The 17,182-nt window shown below is 66.7% G+C and carries 18 protein-coding genes, 2 tRNA genes and 2 pseudogenes; 10 read left to right on the top strand and 12 right to left on the bottom strand.

Annotated features, from left to right (window positions below; translation table 11 throughout):
• Nucleotides 1-118 precede the first annotated feature (118 nt).
• Genes B6N23_RS05065 through sdhC form a run of 4 tightly spaced genes read right to left on the bottom strand, consistent with a single transcriptional unit; the run spans nt 119 to nt 3,329 of the window.
• Nucleotides 119-823: a succinate dehydrogenase iron-sulfur subunit gene (locus B6N23_RS05065; RefSeq protein WP_305502475.1), complete on the bottom strand. Its 705-nt coding sequence runs from the start codon at nt 821-823 to the stop codon at nt 119-121.
• A gap of 11 nt (nt 824-834) precedes the next feature.
• Nucleotides 835-2,607: a succinate dehydrogenase flavoprotein subunit gene (sdhA, locus tag B6N23_RS05070; protein WP_169957803.1), complete on the bottom strand. Its 1,773-nt coding sequence runs from the start codon at nt 2,605-2,607 to the stop codon at nt 835-837.
• A 3-nt stretch (nt 2,608-2,610) separates the two neighbouring features.
• Nucleotides 2,611-2,958, bottom strand: a complete 348-nt coding sequence (sdhD, locus tag B6N23_RS05075; RefSeq protein WP_169957802.1) for a succinate dehydrogenase, hydrophobic membrane anchor protein — start codon at nt 2,956-2,958, stop codon at nt 2,611-2,613.
• Nucleotides 2,952-3,329 carry a succinate dehydrogenase, cytochrome b556 subunit gene (sdhC, locus tag B6N23_RS05080; protein ID WP_305502478.1) on the bottom strand — a complete coding sequence of 126 codons (378 nt, stop codon included), beginning with the start codon at nt 3,327-3,329 and terminating at the stop codon, nt 2,952-2,954. Before sdhC ends, sdhD begins: the two co-directional genes overlap by 7 nt.
• Before the next feature lie 452 nt (nt 3,330-3,781).
• Here sdhC and gltA point away from each other — a divergent pair, with 452 nt between their 5' ends.
• Nucleotides 3,782-5,065 carry a citrate synthase gene (gene gltA / locus B6N23_RS05085; protein WP_305502480.1) on the top strand — a complete coding sequence of 428 codons (1,284 nt, stop codon included), beginning with the start codon at nt 3,782-3,784 and terminating at the stop codon, nt 5,063-5,065.
• Between the two features lie 110 nt (nt 5,066-5,175).
• Nucleotides 5,176-6,077, top strand: a pseudogene (locus B6N23_RS05090) (NAD(P)-dependent oxidoreductase).
• A gap of 453 nt (nt 6,078-6,530) precedes the next feature.
• Here the strand turns inward: B6N23_RS05090 and B6N23_RS05095 are convergent.
• The 3 genes from B6N23_RS05095 to gltX form a co-directional block, all read right to left on the bottom strand.
• A tRNA-Glu gene (locus B6N23_RS05095) sits at nt 6,531-6,606 on the bottom strand.
• Nucleotides 6,607-6,626: 20 nt separating this feature from the next.
• Nucleotides 6,627-6,702 (bottom strand) — tRNA-Ala (locus B6N23_RS05100).
• Between the two features lie 56 nt (nt 6,703-6,758).
• Nucleotides 6,759-8,240: a glutamate--tRNA ligase gene (gene gltX, locus B6N23_RS05105; RefSeq protein WP_305502482.1), complete on the bottom strand. Its 1,482-nt coding sequence runs from the start codon at nt 8,238-8,240 to the stop codon at nt 6,759-6,761.
• A gap of 150 nt (nt 8,241-8,390) precedes the next feature.
• Between gltX and B6N23_RS05110 the strand changes: the two genes are divergently transcribed.
• Nucleotides 8,391-9,131 (top strand): SDR family NAD(P)-dependent oxidoreductase, encoded by a 741-nt coding sequence (locus B6N23_RS05110; RefSeq protein ID WP_305502484.1) that lies wholly within the window; start codon nt 8,391-8,393, stop codon nt 9,129-9,131.
• A 136-nt stretch (nt 9,132-9,267) separates the two neighbouring features.
• A complete protein-coding gene (locus B6N23_RS05115) occupies nt 9,268-9,858 on the top strand; it encodes a helix-turn-helix domain-containing protein (protein WP_305502487.1) in 591 nt (196 codons plus the stop codon).
• A gap of 19 nt (nt 9,859-9,877) precedes the next feature.
• Here the strand turns inward: B6N23_RS05115 and B6N23_RS05120 are convergent, their stop codons facing one another.
• Nucleotides 9,878-10,474, bottom strand: a complete 597-nt coding sequence (locus B6N23_RS05120; RefSeq protein ID WP_305502489.1) for a hypothetical protein — start codon at nt 10,472-10,474, stop codon at nt 9,878-9,880.
• A gap of 71 nt (nt 10,475-10,545) precedes the next feature.
• Complete coding sequence (locus tag B6N23_RS05125; protein ID WP_169957796.1) at nt 10,546-10,869, bottom strand: TraR/DksA family transcriptional regulator; 324 nt, start codon at nt 10,867-10,869, stop codon at nt 10,546-10,548.
• A 136-nt stretch (nt 10,870-11,005) separates the two neighbouring features.
• Between B6N23_RS05125 and B6N23_RS05130 the strand changes: the two genes are divergently transcribed.
• Entirely contained in the window at nt 11,006-11,833 is an 828-nt protein-coding gene (locus tag B6N23_RS05130; RefSeq protein ID WP_169957795.1) for a sulfite exporter TauE/SafE family protein, read from the top strand.
• 24 nt (nt 11,834-11,857) lie between these two features.
• On the opposite strand, the gene B6N23_RS05135 is transcribed toward B6N23_RS05130, so the two are convergent.
• Nucleotides 11,858-12,094: a hypothetical protein gene (locus B6N23_RS05135; RefSeq protein ID WP_305502492.1), complete on the bottom strand. Its 237-nt coding sequence runs from the start codon at nt 12,092-12,094 to the stop codon at nt 11,858-11,860.
• 475 nt (nt 12,095-12,569) lie between these two features.
• Between B6N23_RS05135 and B6N23_RS05140 the strand changes: the two genes are divergently transcribed.
• The 4 genes from B6N23_RS05140 (at nt 12,570) to dusA (ending at nt 14,550) form a co-directional block, all read left to right on the top strand.
• On the top strand, nt 12,570-12,911 hold the full coding sequence (locus B6N23_RS05140) for a type II toxin-antitoxin system RelE/ParE family toxin (RefSeq protein ID WP_305502494.1): 342 nt from the start codon (nt 12,570-12,572) through the stop codon (nt 12,909-12,911).
• Nucleotides 12,912-12,921: 10 nt separating this feature from the next.
• Nucleotides 12,922-13,224: a helix-turn-helix domain-containing protein gene (locus B6N23_RS05145; RefSeq protein WP_253444181.1), complete on the top strand. Its 303-nt coding sequence runs from the start codon at nt 12,922-12,924 to the stop codon at nt 13,222-13,224.
• On the top strand, nt 13,221-13,448 hold the full coding sequence (locus B6N23_RS05150) for a hypothetical protein (RefSeq protein ID WP_305502500.1): 228 nt from the start codon (nt 13,221-13,223) through the stop codon (nt 13,446-13,448). Before B6N23_RS05145 ends, B6N23_RS05150 begins: the two co-directional genes overlap by 4 nt.
• A gap of 91 nt (nt 13,449-13,539) precedes the next feature.
• Nucleotides 13,540-14,550 carry a tRNA dihydrouridine(20/20a) synthase DusA gene (gene dusA, locus B6N23_RS05155; protein ID WP_305502505.1) on the top strand — a complete coding sequence of 337 codons (1,011 nt, stop codon included), beginning with the start codon at nt 13,540-13,542 and terminating at the stop codon, nt 14,548-14,550.
• 10 nt (nt 14,551-14,560) lie between these two features.
• Here dusA and B6N23_RS05160 read toward each other — a convergent pair.
• Nucleotides 14,561-15,593 (bottom strand): annotated as a pseudogene (locus B6N23_RS05160) (succinylglutamate desuccinylase/aspartoacylase family protein).
• Nucleotides 15,594-15,754: 161 nt separating this feature from the next.
• On the opposite strand from B6N23_RS05160, the gene B6N23_RS05165 reads away from it, so the two are divergent.
• Nucleotides 15,755-16,372, top strand: coding sequence for a TetR family transcriptional regulator (locus B6N23_RS05165; RefSeq protein WP_305502507.1), 618 nt, complete (start codon nt 15,755-15,757; stop codon nt 16,370-16,372).
• Nucleotides 16,373-16,403: 31 nt separating this feature from the next.
• Here B6N23_RS05165 and B6N23_RS05170 read toward each other — a convergent pair whose 3' ends face one another.
• Nucleotides 16,404-17,159 (bottom strand): enoyl-CoA hydratase-related protein, encoded by a 756-nt coding sequence (locus B6N23_RS05170; protein ID WP_305502509.1) that lies wholly within the window; start codon nt 17,157-17,159, stop codon nt 16,404-16,406.
• Nucleotides 17,160-17,182 lie beyond the last annotated feature (23 nt).

The raw sequence follows: 17,182 nt of genomic DNA on the forward strand, positions 1-17,182 counted from the left end.
CTCAGGAGCCGGTGCCCAAGGCACCGGCTCCTGATGCTGCTGACCCGCCGGCCATCGGCTGCGACACCGGGTCGCAGCCAATGCATGGGGGCCATGATAGCAAGCTCGCGGCCACGATTTAAGTGGCGTTGGCCAGCAGCATCTCGCGGATCTTGCCGATCGCGCGAGTGGGGTTGAGCCCCTTCGGACAGACCGCCACGCAGTTCATGATGCCGCGGCAGCGGAACACGCTGAACGGGTCCTCGAGCTCGGCCAGGCGTTCGCGAGTGGCGGTGTCGCGGGAGTCGGCCAGGAAGCGGTAGGACTGCAGCAGGCCGGCCGGACCCACGAACTTGTCCGGGTTCCACCAGAACGACGGGCAGGAGGTCGAGCAGCAGGCACACAGGATGCACTCGTAGAGGCCGTCCAGCTTGTCGCGATCCTCCGGCGACTGCAGGCGCTCGATGGCCGGGGCCGGGGTGTCGTTCTGCAGGTACGGCTGGATGCGCTCGTACTGCTTGTAGAACAGCCCCATGTCGACCACCAGGTCGCGGATGACCGGCAGGCCGGGCAGCGGGCGCAGCACCAGCTTGCCGTTCTTCACCACCTCGGAGAGCGGGGTGATGCAGGCCAGGCCGTTCTTGCCGTTCATGTTCATGCCGTCGGAGCCGCAGACGCCCTCGCGGCAGCTGCGACGGTAGGCCATGCCGTTGTCCTGCTCCTTCACCAGGTGCAGGACGTCCAGCACCATGATGTCACGGCCCTGGGTGTCGACCTGAAACTCCTGCATGTAGGGCGCGGAGTCGGTTTCCGGGTTGTAGCGGTAGATGGATACCTGAAGCATCGTGACTCCCCTCAGTAGGTGCGGACTTTCGGCTCGAACGTATCGACGGTCTTCGGCGTGAAGTTGACGTCACGCTTGCCGAGCTTCTTCTCTGCCGGGAAGTAGAGCGAGTGCTTCAGCCAGTTGACGTCGTCGCGATCCGGATAGTCGTAGCGGGAATGGGCGCCACGGCTCTCCTTGCGCTCGAGAGCGGCGATGGCGGTCGCCTCGGCGACTTCCATCAGGTTGTCCAGCTCCAGGGCCTCGACGCGCGCGGTGTTGAAGGCGTTGGACTTGTCCGGCAGGTAGGCATTGGCGATGCGCTCGCGCAGTGCGGCCAGCTGCTTGACGCCCTCGACCATGTTCTTCTCCTCGCGGAACACGCCGAAGGAGTTCTGCATGATGTTCTGCAGCTCGCGCTTGAGCTCCGGGACGGTCTCGCCGCCAGTGGACTCGTTCCAGCGGTTCATGCGCTTCATGGCCGACTCGATGTCGGACTCGGAGGCGTCGAGGTAGTCGATACCCTCGTTGAGCGCCCCCTCGATGAACATGCCGGCCGCGCGGCCGAAGACCACCAGGTCCAGCAGCGAGTTGCCGCCCAGGCGGTTGGCGCCGTGCACCGACACACAGGCCGCCTCGCCGCAGGCGAACAGACCGTTGATGATCTGGTCGTTGCCGTCGGCGTCCTGCATGATCGCCTGGCCGTGGATGTTGGTCGGCACGCCGCCCATCATGTAGTGGCAGGTCGGCACCACCGGGATCGGCTCCTTGGCCGGGTCCACGTGGGCGAAGGTCTTGGAGAGTTCGACGATGCCGGGCAGACGCTTGCCGAGCACTTCCTCGCCCAGGTGGTCGAGCTTCAGGAAGACGTGGTCGCCGTGCTCGCCGCAGCCGCGGCCCTCGAGGATCTCCATCACCATGGAGCGGGCGACCACGTCGCGGCCGGCCAGGTCCTTGGCGTTGGGGGCGTAACGCTCCATGAAGCGCTCGCCATCCTTGTTGACCAGGTAGCCACCCTCACCGCGGCAGCCTTCGGTCACCAGGGTACCCGCACCGTAGATGCCGGTCGGGTGGAACTGCCACATCTCCATGTCCTGCATCGGGAAGCCGGCGCGCAGCGCCATGCCGATGCCGTCGCCGGTGTTGATCAGGGCGTTGGTGGTGGAGGCGTAGATGCGACCGGCGCCGCCGGTGGCCAGCACGGTGGCCTTGGACTTGACGTGGACCACTTCACCGGTCTCGATGTCCATGGCGATGCAGCCTACCACGTCGCCGTTGGCGTTCTTGACCAGGTCAACCGCATACCACTCGTTGAGGAAGGTGGTATTGTTTTTCAGGTTGTTCTGATAAAGGGTGTGCAGCAGGGCATGGCCGGTACGGTCGGCCGCGGCACAGGTACGCGCCGCCTGGCCGCCGGCGCCGAACTCCTTGGACTGGCCACCGAACGGACGCTGATAGATGCGGCCGTTGTCGAAGCGGGAGAACGGCAGGCCCATGTGCTCGAGCTCGAAGACCGCCTTGGGGCCCTCGGAACACATGTACTCGGCCGCGTCCTGGTCGGCGATGTAGTCGCCGCCCTTGACGGTGTCATACATGTGCCAGCGCCAGTCGTCGTTGGGGTCGGCAGACGCGATGGCGCAGGTGATGCCGCCCTGGGCGGAAACGGTATGGGAGCGGGTCGGGAAGACCTTGGACAGCACGGCGGTCTTCTTGCCGGACTTGGCCAGCTCGAGGGCGGCACGCAGGCCGGCACCGCCACCACCGATGATGATGGCGTCGAAGGAAAGGCTACGCAGGTTGGACATGTATCAGGCTCCCCACAGAATCTGAATGCCCCAGACCAGGAACACGAAGATGGCCAGGATGATGGCGGTCTGGGCGCCGACGCGAAGGCCGGTCGGCTTGAGGTAGTCGGTGGTCACGGTCCACAGCCCGACCCAGGCGTGGGCGGCCAGCGACACGAAGGCCAGCAGCGAGAAGATGCGCATCCAGGTCTGGGCGAACAGGCCGCTCCAGGTGACGTAGTCGAGACCGGGATTGAACAGCAGATAGAGAACGATGAAGACGGTGTAGAGCGCCAGAATGACCGCCGACACGCGCTGAATCAGCCAGTCGGAGAGGCCACTGCGGCCGAAATTCGTGATGTTGGTTACCATACCCAGACTCCCGCCAGAATGATCAGGACCGCACTCACCACCACGGTGATCTGCGCCTTCTTGACGCCACCCTCGAGGGTCACGCCGATATCTGCGTCCATCAGCAGGTGCTTGATGCCGGCCACGAAATGAAAGGCCAGCGCCGAGAGCAGGCCCCAGGCGATCAGCTTGGCCAGGAAGTTGCCGGCCAGGGCATCACTCACGGCCTGGAAGCCGGCCGGGGAGGAGAGCGACTTGCTCAGTGCCCAGAAGGCGAAGATCAGGCCGACGAAGAGGATCACGCCGGTGATGCGGTGGGCGATGGACGTCAGGGCGGGCAATGGAAACTGTATCGTGGACAGATCCAGATTTACGGGTCGTTTGCTATTCACGGCTCTCTACACACTCTCTATGGCCCACTCTCGACAGGACGGGCATGGCCCGAGCGGGCGGTGGTTTCGGGAAGGAGCGAACTTGCCCCGTGGTGACGGACAAGAGCGCTATTCCTGCCAGTCGCGCGGGGTGGATTATAGGGACATGGCCCCTCCATGACAAACGAAGCGGCGGCCTACTAGACCATGGTGCAAAGGTTGTCGACACCCCCGCGCCGGCCCATCCCACGCCGGAGACACCCCTGCCCGCGCGGGCGTGGTGCACAGCACCATTTATTGTACAACAGCTTCACCCGCGTCAAGAGGATGCACAAGACAACAGTCGCCATGGGCTAATTGACAATCGCTGGAACGCTTCTATAGTGGGCGAACCTTTTCGCCGGCATTCGCTGCGAACTCGCTAGTGAAATAACGACTTATCGCCCTATCACGAACTCGAGAGGAGGCCTTTCATGGCTGACAGGAAAGCGACGCTGACGGTAGACGGTCTGGACAAGACGATCGAACTGCCTGTCTATTCGGGCACCCTGGGCCCCGACGTGATCGACGTCCGCGGGCTGGGCGCCGAAGGCCTGTTCACCTACGATCCCGGCTTCATGGCCACCTCTTCCTGCCAGTCGGCCATCACCTACATCGACGGCGGCAAGGGCACCCTGCTGCATCGCGGCTTCCCCATCGACCAGCTCGCCAAGCAGTCCGACTTCGTCGAGATGTGCTACCTGCTGCTGTTCGGCGAGCTGCCGAGCGACGAGCAGTACGCCGACTTCGAGTCGCGGGTCCGTAACCACACCATGGTCCACGACCAGATCAACAACTTCTTCAAGGGCTTCCGCCGCGACGCCCACCCGATGTCGATCATGTGTGGCGTCGTGGGCGGCCTGGCTGCCTTCTACCACGACCATATGGACATCACCGTGGAAGAGGACCGCATCATCAGCGCGATCCGCCTGATCGCCAAGATGCCGACCATCGCCGCGATGTCCTACAAGTACAACGTGGGCCAGCCCTTCAACTATCCGCGCAACGACCTGAGCTATGCAGAGAACTTCCTCTACATGATGTTCAGCACCCCGTGCGAGGAGTACAAGGTCAACCCGGTCTACGCCAGGGCCATGGACCGCATCTTCATGCTGCACGCCGATCACGAGCAGAATGCCTCCACCTCCACGGTGCGCCTGGCAGGCTCCACCGGCGCCAACCCCTTCGCCTGCATCAGCGCCGGCATCGCCGCCCTGTGGGGCCCGGCCCACGGCGGCGCCAACGAGGCGGTGCTGAAGATGCTCGACGAGATCGGCGACGACTCCGAGGAGAACATCCAGCGCTTCATCGACAAGGCCAAGGACAAGGATGACCCCTTCAAGCTGATGGGCTTCGGGCACCGCGTCTATCGCAACTTCGACCCGCGCGCCAAAGTCATGAAGGAGACCTGCGACGAGGTGCTGGCCGAGCTCGGTATCGACGATCCCCAGCTGAAGATCGCCAAGCGCCTGGAGCAGATCGCCCTGGAAGACGAGTACTTCGTCGAGCGTCAGCTCTACCCCAACGTCGACTTCTACTCCGGCATCATCCTCAAGGCCATGGGCATCCCGACCAACATGTTCACCGTGATCTTCGCGGTGTCCCGCACCATCGGCTGGATCTCCCACTGGCACGAGATGCTGAGCGACAGCTACAAGATCGGCCGTCCGCGTCAGCTCTACACCGGCCACACCCAGCGCGACTATCCTGCCAAGTAAGCCAACGGCAGGTGCGGCCACGCCCGCATGCGCTACTCTACAGAAAGCCGCCTTCGGGCGGCTTTCTGCGTCGTGACCCCCAACCTTCCCAACCAGAGTGAGCAGTCAGGATGAGCAAGAGCATCTCTAGAGTCGCCTTCATCGGCCTGGGCGTGATGGGCTATCCCATGGCCGGCCACCTGGCCCGCGCCGGGCTCGAGGTCCGCGTCTACAACCGCACCGAGGCCCGCGCCGCCGCCTGGGCCACCGAACATGGCGGCAGCCACCACCCCACTCCCCAGGAGGCCGCGAGCGAGAGGCGAGAGGCGCCGACCTGGTGCTGGTCTGCGTGGGCAACGATGATGACGTGCGCCAGGTCACCACGGGCGAGCAGGGCGCGCTCTCCGGCATGGCAGAGGGCAGCCTGCTGGTGGACCACACCACCGCCTCGGCGGAGCTCGCCCTGGAGCTCGACGCCGCCTGCCGCGAGCAGGGCATCGGCTTTCTTGACGCGCCGGTCTCCGGCGGCCAGCAGGGTGCCCAGAACGGCGCTCTGACCATCATGTGCGGCGGCGAGGACGACGACTTCGCACGCGCCGAAGCCGTGCTCGCCCACTATGGCCGTGCGGTGACCCTGATGGGTGCCGCCGGCAGCGGCCAGCTCACCAAGATGGTCAACCAGATCTGTATCGCCGGCCTGGTCCAGGGGCTGGCCGAGGGGCTGCACTTCGCCGAGCAGGCGGGGCTCGATCGCCAGCGCGTGGTGGACGTCATCGCCAAGGGCGCGGCCGGCTCCTGGCAGATGGAGAACCGCCACGCCACTATGATCGCCGACGAGTACGAACACGGCTTCGCGGTGGACTGGATGCGCAAGGATCTCGGCATCTGCCTGGCGCAGGCCCGCCAGCTGCAGGCGCGACTGCCGGTCACCGCTCTGGTCGACCAGTTCTATGCCGATGTCCAGGTGATGGGCGGCGGCCGCTGGGACACCTCCTCGCTGCTGCGCCGACTGCGCGCCGTGGGCCACCGCTGAGCTTCAGGGCGGCGCCCCGGCGCCGCCCCGCCCCCCCCCCTCCCCCGCCAGTATTAGCCTCCCCCTCTTTTCAGGTTGACAAAAGCCATACTGCACAGCGCCAGAGGCTTACTCGCCGTTGTCCACACATTCTGTGGATAAACCTGTTCACAACCGCAAGAAAAGGCCGTCAGATCGCCATGAACTGGGGGCTGAGCTCAGATTGATCAATTTTTGATCTTGTATAAACCATTGATTTTGAAAGGCTTTATGAAAAAGCCTGTAGACACGGGCGATTGCAGACCTGCTGTGCACAGGCGTACCGACGGAACCCCGCCTGGTGGACAAGTCAAGCAGAAATCGCCCCGCAAGAGGGGCCCCAAGAGGGAGATAACGTGAGAGGCATCAACGCTGGCGACCGCCACCGGGCGATGAAAAAAGGGCACTCAGAGAGAGTGCCCTTTTCAGGAAGAGTGGCGTCCCATAGGGGGTTCGAACCCCTGTTCCCGCCGTGAAAGGGCGGTGTCCTAGGCCACTAGACGAATGGGACGCAGGTGTCGTTCGAGGGGTTGGTGGAGCCTAGCGGGATCGAACCGCTGACCTCAACACTGCCAGTGTTGCGCTCTCCCAGCTGAGCTAAGGCCCCGTGCCCTGAAGACGAGTCGTATAGTACTGATTCGACTCGCCTTCGTCAACAGGAAATCACGCGAGTTCGCGGAATTCCTTCTCGAAGCGCTTGGCCTGCTTCTTGGAGACGCCGCCGAGCACCTCGATGGCGTGGCGCAGGCGCGCCCGGGTCATGTCGGAGCCGAGGATCGCCATGGCGTCCATCACCGAGGTGCTGGCGGCGGAGCCGGTGATGGCGATGAAGACCGGCGCCAGGAACTCCTTCATCTTGAGGTCGAAGTGGGCGGCCAGAGCCTTCACCTCGCTAAGCAGCGCCTCCTTGTGCCAGGCGGGCAGCGTCTCCAGGCGCCACACCAGGAACTGCAGCAGCCTGAGCAGGTCCTCGCGACCCAGCTTGACGCCGTCGAAGCTCTCCTCGCCGATCCGCGGCAGCCCCGAGAAGAAGTGGCCGGCCAGGGGCACCACCTCGGAGAGGGTCTCCACCCGCGGGCGCACCTGGGGCAGGATCTCCTTCACGTAGCGCTCGTTGAAGGCCCACTCCATCAGCGCCCTGAGGAAGGCGTCGTCGTCGAGCTCCTCGCGGATATAGAGGCCGTTGAGCCAGGTCAGCTTCTCGAGGTCGAAGACCGGGCCGCCCAGCGAGACCCGCTGGATATCGAAATGGGCCATCATCTCGTCGAGGCTGAACTTCTCGCGCTCGTCGGGCATCGACCACCCCATCCGGCCCAGGTAGTTGATCACCGCCTGGGGCAGGTAGCCCATGCGCCGGTAGTAGTTGATCGAGGTCGGGTTCTTGCGCTTGGAGAGCTTCGACTTGTCGGGATTGCGCAGCAGCGGCATATGGCAGAGCTCGGGCATCTCCCAGCCGAAGTACTCGTAGAGCAGCTGGTGCTTGGGCGCCGAGTTGATCCACTCCTCACCGCGCAGCACATGGGTAATCCCCATCAGGTGGTCATCGACCACGTTGGCCAGGTGATAGGTGGGCATGCCGTCGGACTTGAGCAGGATCTGGGCATCCACCTGGGCCCAGTCCACCTCGATGGTGCCGCGCAGCATGTCCTGGATCACGCAGGTGCCGCTGGCAGGCACCGCCATGCGCACCACGTAGGGCCAGCCCTCCTTCTCGCGGCGCGCCTGCTCCTCGGCGGGCAGGGCGAGGTCCGCGGGCTTGAGCGCCAGGTGCATGCCGGCAGCCTTGCGCGCCTCGCGCAGCTCATCGAGCTCCTCGCTGGTGCGGTAGCACTTGAAGGCGTGCCCCGCCTCGATCAGCTGGCGGGCGTACTCGGCGTAGATGTCGCCGCGCTCGCTCTGGCGATAGGGCCCATGAGGGCCACCCACGTCGGGGCCCTCGCCCCACTCCAGGCCCAGCCAGCGCAGGGAGTCGAGGATCATCTGCTCGGACTCGGCCGTCGAGCGCACCCGGTCGGTGTCCTCGATGCGCAGGATGAACTGGCCGCCGTGCTGGCGGGCGAAGCAGAGGTTGAACAGGGCGATGTAGGCGGTGCCGACGTGGGGATCGCCGGTCGGTGACGGCGCGATACGCGTGCGTACGGTCATGTCGTTGCGGTGTCCCGGTGCTGGTGGAAGAATGGCCGCATTATACGCACCTGCCGCCCGCTCGGCAGCCGTCACCGGGAATCATCCGCGTGGATCGCGGTCAATGTCAGGCTACCCGACCTGGCCCGCCGGCCGACCAGGAGACACGTCATGCTTGCGCAACTTCCCGAGGGCTTCACCACGCTGGTGACCGGCGCCGGCGGCGGCATCGGCCGGGCGGTGGTGGAGACCCTGCTGGCCAGCCCCAGGCCGGGCCGGGTGATCGCCGCCAGCCGGCGCCCGATGCCCCATGCAGATCCCCGCCTGGAGCCGCTGGAAGCCGACCTCACCACGCCCGAGGGCCGAGAGCGACTGGCCGCCCACCTGGACGGCACACCGCTTCACCTGACCTTCAACACCCTCGGCATGCTGCATGACGAGGCTCTCGGCATTCACCCAGAGAAGAAGCTCGACGACCTCGACGCCGAGGCCATGGCACACCTGTTCCACGTCAATGCCACGACCCCGGCCCTGCTGCTCCAGGCGCTGCAGCCCAGCCTGAAGGGAGGGCACCCGGCCCTGGTGGCCAGTCTCTCGGCCCGGGTCGGCTCCATCGATGACAATCGTCTGGGCGGCTGGTACGCCTATCGCGCCAGCAAGGCGGCCCATAACATGCTGATGAGGACGGCCGCGGTGGAGCTGCGAGGGCTCAACAAAACCCTCGCCGTGGTCTGCCTGCATCCTGGCACCACGGATACCGGACTCTCACGCCCCTTCCAGGCCCGGGTGCCGGAAGGCAAGCTGTTCACACCGGCATTCGTGGCCGAGCGGCTTCTCGCGGTGCTGGGGGAGCGCGCGCTGGGCGGCGCCGCCAGCTTTTTCGACTGGGCCGGGGATCCGGTGGCCTGGTGATCACCACCCATGGCGCCATAAGCGGTTAATCAACGTTGATGCGCGTTATTGCACAGCCGCACAGGATCCCGGATGATCGTCGCCGGCTTTTCCTAACGTTCCGATAACACAAGACATGCAACGACAGGATGAAGAGATGGATTCACTAGGCCCGCGCATCAAGGAGCTCCGTCTGGAGGCCAACCTCAACAAGGCGGCCCTGGCTCGACGGGTAGGCGTTTCGGACGTGACCATCTCCTACTGGGAGTCGGGCGCCATCCGCCAGATCGGCCACGAGCGGCTGGTGGCGCTGTCCCAGGCCCTGGGCTGCCCCCTGTCGCGGCTGCTGGAGGGCGAGAACGGCGGCCGGGCCGCCCCTCTCTACCTGCGCAGCCAGCCCCCCGCCCCCTGGCAGGACCCCGCCGCCGGACGCATCGAGCTGCCCTTCGAGCTGGTGCCCGCCCAGCAGTGGGAGGGAGAGTGCTTCCTGCTGACCCCGGCCCCTGGCGAGCATTTCGACTTCCTGAGCGAAGGTGACCTGGTCGCCGTGGCCCCCACCGACATCTTCCATCAGACCGGGCTCTACCTGGTCGAGCGAGAGGGGCGTCACTGCATCCGTCGCGTCAGCCAGGACGATGACGGCAAGCTGCTGTTCAGCGCCGAGGAGAGCGACCGGGTCGAAGGCTATACCCCGGACACCCGGCTGCTGGGCAAGCTGGTGGCCCGCTGGCAGACCGCCCCACTCTGAGGCGGCCCGCTTCCTCGCTCTACTCGACGCCCAGCACCTCGACCTCGACCCGATCATCGGTCCGGCGCGGCTCGCTGCCCACCAGGAAACGCCGGGAGACACTGGCCACCTGCCCCAGGCCGTGTCGTGAGGTACTCACCAGCGGACCGCTCAGGTGCTCGCCCTGCTGGCCGATCTTCCGCCGCACCTCCAGCGGCTGCACGCTGGCCTCGGGCAGGTTCACGGTAATGGTGTAGCCGCCGTCCGGCAGGCCACTGCCCGGGCCGAAGGGACCGGCATGGAAGCGCCCTTCCTGCAGGGTGGTACGTTGCTGCCAGCGCACGCCGCTCAGTTCCCGCTCCACCACGATCTGCAGCCGCGCCCCCTCGGGCAGATTGCTCTCCCCCTCGACCATCAGCCGCCGGTCGGTGCGCAGGCTGGCCGCGAACTCGATGGCGACCGGCTCGTCGAAGGGTGCCACCTCGGGTTCCGGTTCGGGCGCCGGCGCCTCGACGACCACCTCCGCTTCCGGCTCCTCTGCCGGCGCCTCGGGCGCCGCGTCACCATTATCGGCGCCGCCGCAGCCCGCCAGCAGCAGCAGCAGCCCCAGGCTGCATCCTCGATACCACAGCTTCATGCATGACCTCCCAAGCGATGACTCCCAGGCCAAGGCTATCATCGGCTCGGGCTGCCCGTCCCGTGAACCACTCAACGTGGCTCGGCGCAGTCTCGGCAGAGGGTAGCGAACGGCAGGGCCTCGAGACGCTCGCCCGCGATCGGCTCCTCGCACACCTCGCAGAGCTCCCCTTCGCCGCCGTCGATGCGCGCCAGGGCATGCATCACCTGACGCAGCTCATCCTCGGCCTCCCGCTCCAGGGCATCGACCACCTCGTCGTTCTGCAACTCGATGGCCTGCTCCTCCATGTCCTTGTCCAGCGGGCCTGCACGCTGCTCCTTGTGGTCACGATAGCGATCGATTCGCTCGACCAGCTCGTCACGCAGGGTCTCGAGTCGCTGCTTGCGCTCCATCATGGTCCTGCCTCCCGTCGCCAGGCGTACCGGAGTGGCACCGCCTGTCCTTCTTCATAGCACATGCCGACCGTCCCACGACCCGGCAATTGCCTGTCGGCACGGGTTTTCCACTAGAATGCCCTCTTCACGACAACCCATGACGATCGAGGAGACGCCCGTGGATCCCCTGTGGTGGCTGGCCTATCTGGCCCTGGGAAGCTTCGTTGGCCTGATGGCCGGCATGCTCGGCATCGGTGGCGGCGGCATCATGGTGCCGATCCTGACCTTCCTGTTCGTGCTCCAGGGCGTCCCCCATGAGCACCTCGCCCACCTGGCCCTGGGCACCGCCATGGCCGCCATCGTGCCGTCCGCCTCGGCCAGCCTCTGGTCGCACCATCGGCATGGCGCGGTGAACTGGCATGTCGTTCGCCTCATCACCCCCGCGATCCTCGCCGGCACCTTCCTGGCCACCTTCATCGCGGCCCTGATACCGACCCGCGGCCTGGCGGTCTTCTTCGCCTGCTTCATGGTACTGATGTCGCTGCAGATGTTCGCCAACCTCAAGCCCAGGCCATCGCGCACCCTGCCGGGCGCCGTCGGCCTCTCCGGAGCGGGGTTCGGCATCGGCGGCATCTCCGCGCTGGTGGCCATCGGCGGCGGCTCGCTCACCGTGCCCTTCCTCACCTGGTGCAACGTCCGGCTGCCCCAGGCGATCGGCACCTCCGCCGCGGTGGGCCTGCCTATCGCCCTGGCCGGGGCGCTGGGCTACCTGATCAACGGCTGGGGCACCGCCGGCCTGCCGGATGCCGCCTGGGGCTATGTCTACCTGCCCGCCCTGCTGCTCATGGCGCCCTTCAGCATCCTCACCGCCCCCCTCGGCGCGAGGCTCGCCCACCGCCTGCCGGTGGCGCTCCTCAAGCGGGTATTCGCGGTCATGCTGATGCTCCTGGCGCTGCAGATGCTCTACACGGTGTTCACCGCCTGAGCGCGTGCCGACCAGGCGGGCCCGTCAGGTCATGTCGAGGGCCGCATAGCCCTCCTCGGTCAGCGTCAGGGTCTCCCCCTCCCGGCCGGCATGGGGCGTCACCGTGATCAGCCCCTTCTCCTCGAGCGCGGCGATATCCTCACGCAGCGCCGGCAGCAGGGCGTCCTCGTCTGAGTAGCCGAAGGGCGAGGAGAGGACCCCGCCATGCTGCAGCAAGCGGGCCAGCAGCTCCAGCTGGTGGTCGGTCAGTTCGTGGGACATGGCCGTCATCTCGCAGAGTAAGGTTCCAGGGTTAGCGTCGCTCGCGCTTGAAGGATCGCCCTCACCCACAGGGTACAAGGCCTGACCCTGATCTGCCGGCAGTGCGGCAACCGCGAAGCGCCGACCGCCTTCTCCCAGACCGGCCCGACGGGCCGCAGCATGTCCGCCATGGGCAACCCGCGCCGGGGGCTGGTAGAATGCTGGCCTCTCCGAACAACCCCGTGATGCCCGATGCCCCAGCTCGACCGCACCTTCTCCGTCGCCCCGATGATGGATTGGAGCTCACGCCAGCAATGACGGGCATTTCAGCGACTCAGTAGCAAATTCGCAGCAACATGAAGCCGAAATTGCCGCCGACGGCATGGCGTATCAGAGCATAACCGAGCCCGGCCCCTGGTTCTTAGGTGGCGCTGCCCCGCCTTGACTATAGGGCGCCGCCTATATAGGCTTTACCCTATAGCCGAAGGATGACCCTATGTGGCAAATCGAGCAGACCAGGACGTTTGAAGAGTGGTACTTCTCGCTCGACGATGCCGACCGGGAGAACGTACTGGCCGCGCTCTTGATGCTGAGGGAGCGAGGGCCGATGTTGCCCCGGCCGCATGCCGACACGGTGAACGGCTCGCAGTATCGCAACATGAAAGAGCTGAGGATTCAGAGCCAGGGCCGGCCGCTCCGGGCCTTCTTCGCCTTCGACCCGCGGCGAACCGGCATCGTGCTATGCGCCGGAGACAAGACCGGCAACAAGCGTTTCTATGATGACCTGATCCCAGTGGCCGACCGGGAATACGCCGCCCACCTGGAATCCTTGAAGTGAGGTGATAGCCATGACCCGCACCCTGGACCAACTGCTCGCCAGCGAGCGACCCGAGGTCGTCAGCCGGGCCAAGGAGAAGGCAGACGAGATGCTGCTCGAGCTGCGCCTGGCGGAGGTTCGCCGCCTGGTCGAGATGACGCAGGCAGAGATGGCCGAGGCCCTCGGCGTCAAGCAACCGACCATCGCCGGCATGGAGAAGGGCGGCCAGGACCTCCGCCTGAGCTCCCTCAAGCGCTACGTCGAGGCCATCGGCGGCAAAGTGCGTCTCGACATCGAGCTGCCCGACGGCACCCATCACGGGTTTTCGGTGTGACTCGCGCCCTCGAATACCAGGGCTATGCCGCCCGCATCGAGTTCGACGCCGAAGACGAGGTGTTCGTCGGCCACGTCCTCGGGATCGCCGACCGCATCAGCTTCCACAGCGCGCGCGCCGCCGAGTTGCAGGCCGCCTTCCGCGCCGCTGTCGACCACTACCTGGAAGACTGCCGGGCCATCGCCCGGGCCGCCGCCGAGAGCGGCTTACAGCCCGGGCACTGACCGGCGGCCAAGGCCGACGCGGTGCAACAGGTGAAGCAGCAGGCCGAATCGTGACGACAATCCCCCAAAGGAGGGAGGCTAGACGCCTGATATGGTAGGAACAACCCCAGCAGACGCGGCCCGCCGATTTTCTGTGGCCCCCATGATGGATTGGACGACCCGCGACTACCGCGCCTTCGCCAGGACCCTGACCCGCCACGCCCTGCTCTATACCGAGATGGTCACCACCGGCGCCATCCTTCACGGCAGCCCCCGGGAGCGCTTTCTCGGCTTCGATGCGGTGGAGCATCCGCTGGCCCTGCAGCTTGGCGGCAGCGACGCCGGCGAGCTCGCCGAGTGCGCCGCCATCGCCGAGGCCTGGGGCTATGACGAGGTCAACCTCAACGTGGGCTGCCCCAGTGACAGGGAGCAGAACAACCTGATCGGCGCCTGCCTGATGGCCCACCCCGAGAAGGTGGCCGCGGCGGTGCGCGCCATGCGCGAGGCGGTGTCGATCCCGGTCACGGTCAAGTGCCGCATCGGCATCGACGACCAGGATGAGGACGCGGATCTCGAGCGCTTCATCGCCACGGTGGCCGACGCCGGCTGCGACACCTTCATCGTGCACGCCCGCAAGGCCTGGCTGCAGGGCCTCTCGCCGAAGGAAAACCGCGATATCCCGCCGCTCAACTACCCCCGGGTGCACCGCCTCAAGGCGAGCCGCCCGGCACTGCATATCGGCATCAACGGCGGCATCAGGACCCTCGAGGAGTGTCGTGCGCAGCTCGAGCAGGTGGACAGCGTGATGGTGGGGCGCGAGGCCTACCAGAACCCCTGGCTGCTGGCCGGCGTGGACCAGGCGCTCTACGGCGAGCCCGGCCCGGCGGTCAGCCGACACGCGGCGGCACGGGCCTTTCGCCCCTACATCGCCCGGCGCCTCGAGGAGGGCGCCAAGCTCAACCACATCACCCGCCACCTGCTGGGCCTCTTCCAGGGCCAGCCCGGGGGCCGGCGCTTCCGCCGCCACCTCTCCGAGAACGGCCACCTCGACGGGGCCTGCCTGCGGGTCTTCGACGACGCCCTGAGCCTGGTCCCCGAACGCGACGCCGTCGCGGAGAGCTGAGCCGCCGCCTTCAGTAGAGCGGGTCGGGCGGGGGCGAGAGGCTGGAGTGGAAGTCCTCGATGGCGCTCTCCGCCTCCTCGATGGCGTCGAAGCGGGCGATATGGAAGAGCGCCTCCCCCTCGTTGGCCAGGGGCAGTCGACTCATCCCGATGACGATGCCGTCGGCCATGGAGCGCACCTCTCCTTCCGCGTTGCCGAAGGGGTCGGCGACACGCCCCAGCAGCTCCCCCTTCGCCACCCGGTCGCCCAGGCGCACCTGAGGGCGCAGGATGCCGTCGATGGGCGCCCGGGCCCAACTGGAGCCGTTGGCGGCCCTCCGCCGCCGGCGGCGCGCGACGGCGGTGCTCGCCGGTCAGCATGCCGAGCCGGCGCATCACCCGCAGCACGCCGCGCACCCCGGGGGTGATCGCCCACTCATCGAAGCGTAGCGCCTCGCCGGCCTCGTAGGTGAGTACCGGGATGCCGCGCGTCTGGGCATAGTGGCGCAGGCTGCCCTCGCGCAGCTCGGCGTTGAGAATCACCGGCGCGCCGAAGGCGTTGGCCATGCGCTCGGTCTCACTGCCGCTCTCCAGCTGGGCGCGGATCTGGGGCAGGTTGGTGCGGTGGATCGCGCCGGTGTGCAGGTCGATGATATGGGTGGCGTGGTCGACGATCTGCTCCCGAAACAGCGCCGCCACCCGCCCGCCCAGGGAGCCCGACTCGCTGCCCGGGAAGCAGCGGTTGAGGTCGCGCCGGTCGGGCAGGTAGCGGCTGTGCTGCACGAAGCCGAAGACATTGACGATGGGTGCGGCGACCAGGGTGCCGCGCAGGCCCTGGAGCTGCTTGGAACGCAGCAGCCGGCGCACGATCTCCACGCTGTTGATCTCGTCGCCGTGGATGCCCCCGCACACCAGCAGCGTCGGCCCCGCCTGGCGGCCATGCACCACCTCCACCGGTATATAGAGCGGCGCATGGGTGTAGAGCCGGGCTACCGGCACATCGATCTGGGTGCGACTGCCGGGGGCAATCCGTATGCCGGCGAGGTCGAAGGGAGCGCGGGCCATGGCGAGTCATCCTGTGACGGGGCGAGGTTTCCTTTATACCCGTGTCATCAGGGGGTTGGCGAGGGCGGCGACGGCCGCCCACCAACCATACATTGACGAATGTAAAAGTCGCGACAATCGGTTAGAATCACTTCCCCACCGCTTGATGGAGTCCGCCCCACATGGCGCGAAAGACCAAGGCCGAGGCCGCCGCGACCCGCGAGGCCCTGCTCGACGCCGCCGAGGAGGTGTTCCTCGAGAAGGGCGTGGCCCGCACCTCCCTGGAGCAGATCGCCCGCCATGCCGGCATGACCCGGGGAGCCGTCTATTGGCACTTCAAGAACAAGGCCGACCTCTTCCAGGCCATGCTCAACCGGGTACGCATGCCCTTCCAGGAGCTGGTGGAGGAGATCGGTGACCCGAGCCTTGCCGACGCCCCCCTGGAAGCGATCCGCCTGGCCTGCGTCAGCGGCTTTGCGCGCCTCGAGCGGCCGCGCTACCGCCGTGTCCACGCCATCCTGATCCACCACTGCGAGGTGTTCGGCGACATCGACCCACTCGCCATGCAGAACGAGATGGCCGAGGAGTCCTGCGGCGCCCTGCGTGACTACCTGCAGAGCGCCGCCAGACTCGGCCAACTGCGCGAGGATCTCGCGCCGGAGGTGGCCGCCAAGCTGCTGCAGTCGATGCTCGGCGGGCTGTTCCACGACTGGCTGCGCAATCACGAGCAGCTCTCCATCCTGGAACAGGGCAACCTGCTGGTGGAGACCCAGCTCGGGCTGTTCAGACGCCAGGCCTGATCCGGCCCGGCGCCCTGCCCTTCCGGTCAGGTCACGGATGGCGTCTTCTGGCGTAGAAGGCATCGATGGCCCCCTGGGCCTCGGGCGTGCGACAGCGCGCCAGCAGCATCTGCTCCTCGCGATCCAGCGCCGCCTTGACCGCCTCGGCCTGCCCCTCACGCATCAGCGCCTTGGTGGCCAGCACGGCCTCGCCGGGCTTGGCCAGCAGCCTGGCGGCGCAGTCGAAGGCCTGCTCCAGCGCTCGGCCATCCGGCGCGGTATCGGTCAGAAGGCCGATCTCCCGGGCCTCGCCGGCGGAGAAGGCCTGTCTCAGCAGCAGCATCTGTGCCGCCGCCTTGTGGCCCGCCAGCTGCGGCAGCAGCCAGGTGGTGGCCCCCAGCGGGCTCAGCGCGAAGCGGGTGAAGGGCAGCTGGAAGCGGGTCGAGAGCCCCGCATAGGCGAAGTCGCAGTGCAGCAGCATCGAGACCCCAAGCCCCATGGCGATCCCCTCCGCCGCCGCGATGGCCGGCTTGGGAAAGGCGTGCAGGCGGCGCAGGAAGGTGATCGCCGTGACGCTGTCGGCCTCGGCCAGGGCCCGGTAGTTGGCCAGGTCGTTGCCCGCCGTGAAGCAGTTCTCGGTGCCGGTGAGAATCAGCACCTTGACCCCGTCGTCCGCCTCCGCGCTGTCGAGGGCCTCGATCAGCGTCGCGTAGCTGGCCTCGTCGAGGATATTGCGCCGCTCCGGGCAGCTGATCTGCAACACCATGATGCCGTCGTTGCGCCGTGTCGCGGTGATGCGGGTTGCCATGAGATCTCTCCCTTCCAGTGATT

The organism is Halomonas alkalicola, from assembly GCF_030704205.1.
In the GTDB taxonomy this organism is placed as follows: domain Bacteria; phylum Pseudomonadota; class Gammaproteobacteria; order Pseudomonadales; family Halomonadaceae; genus Halomonas; species Halomonas alkalicola.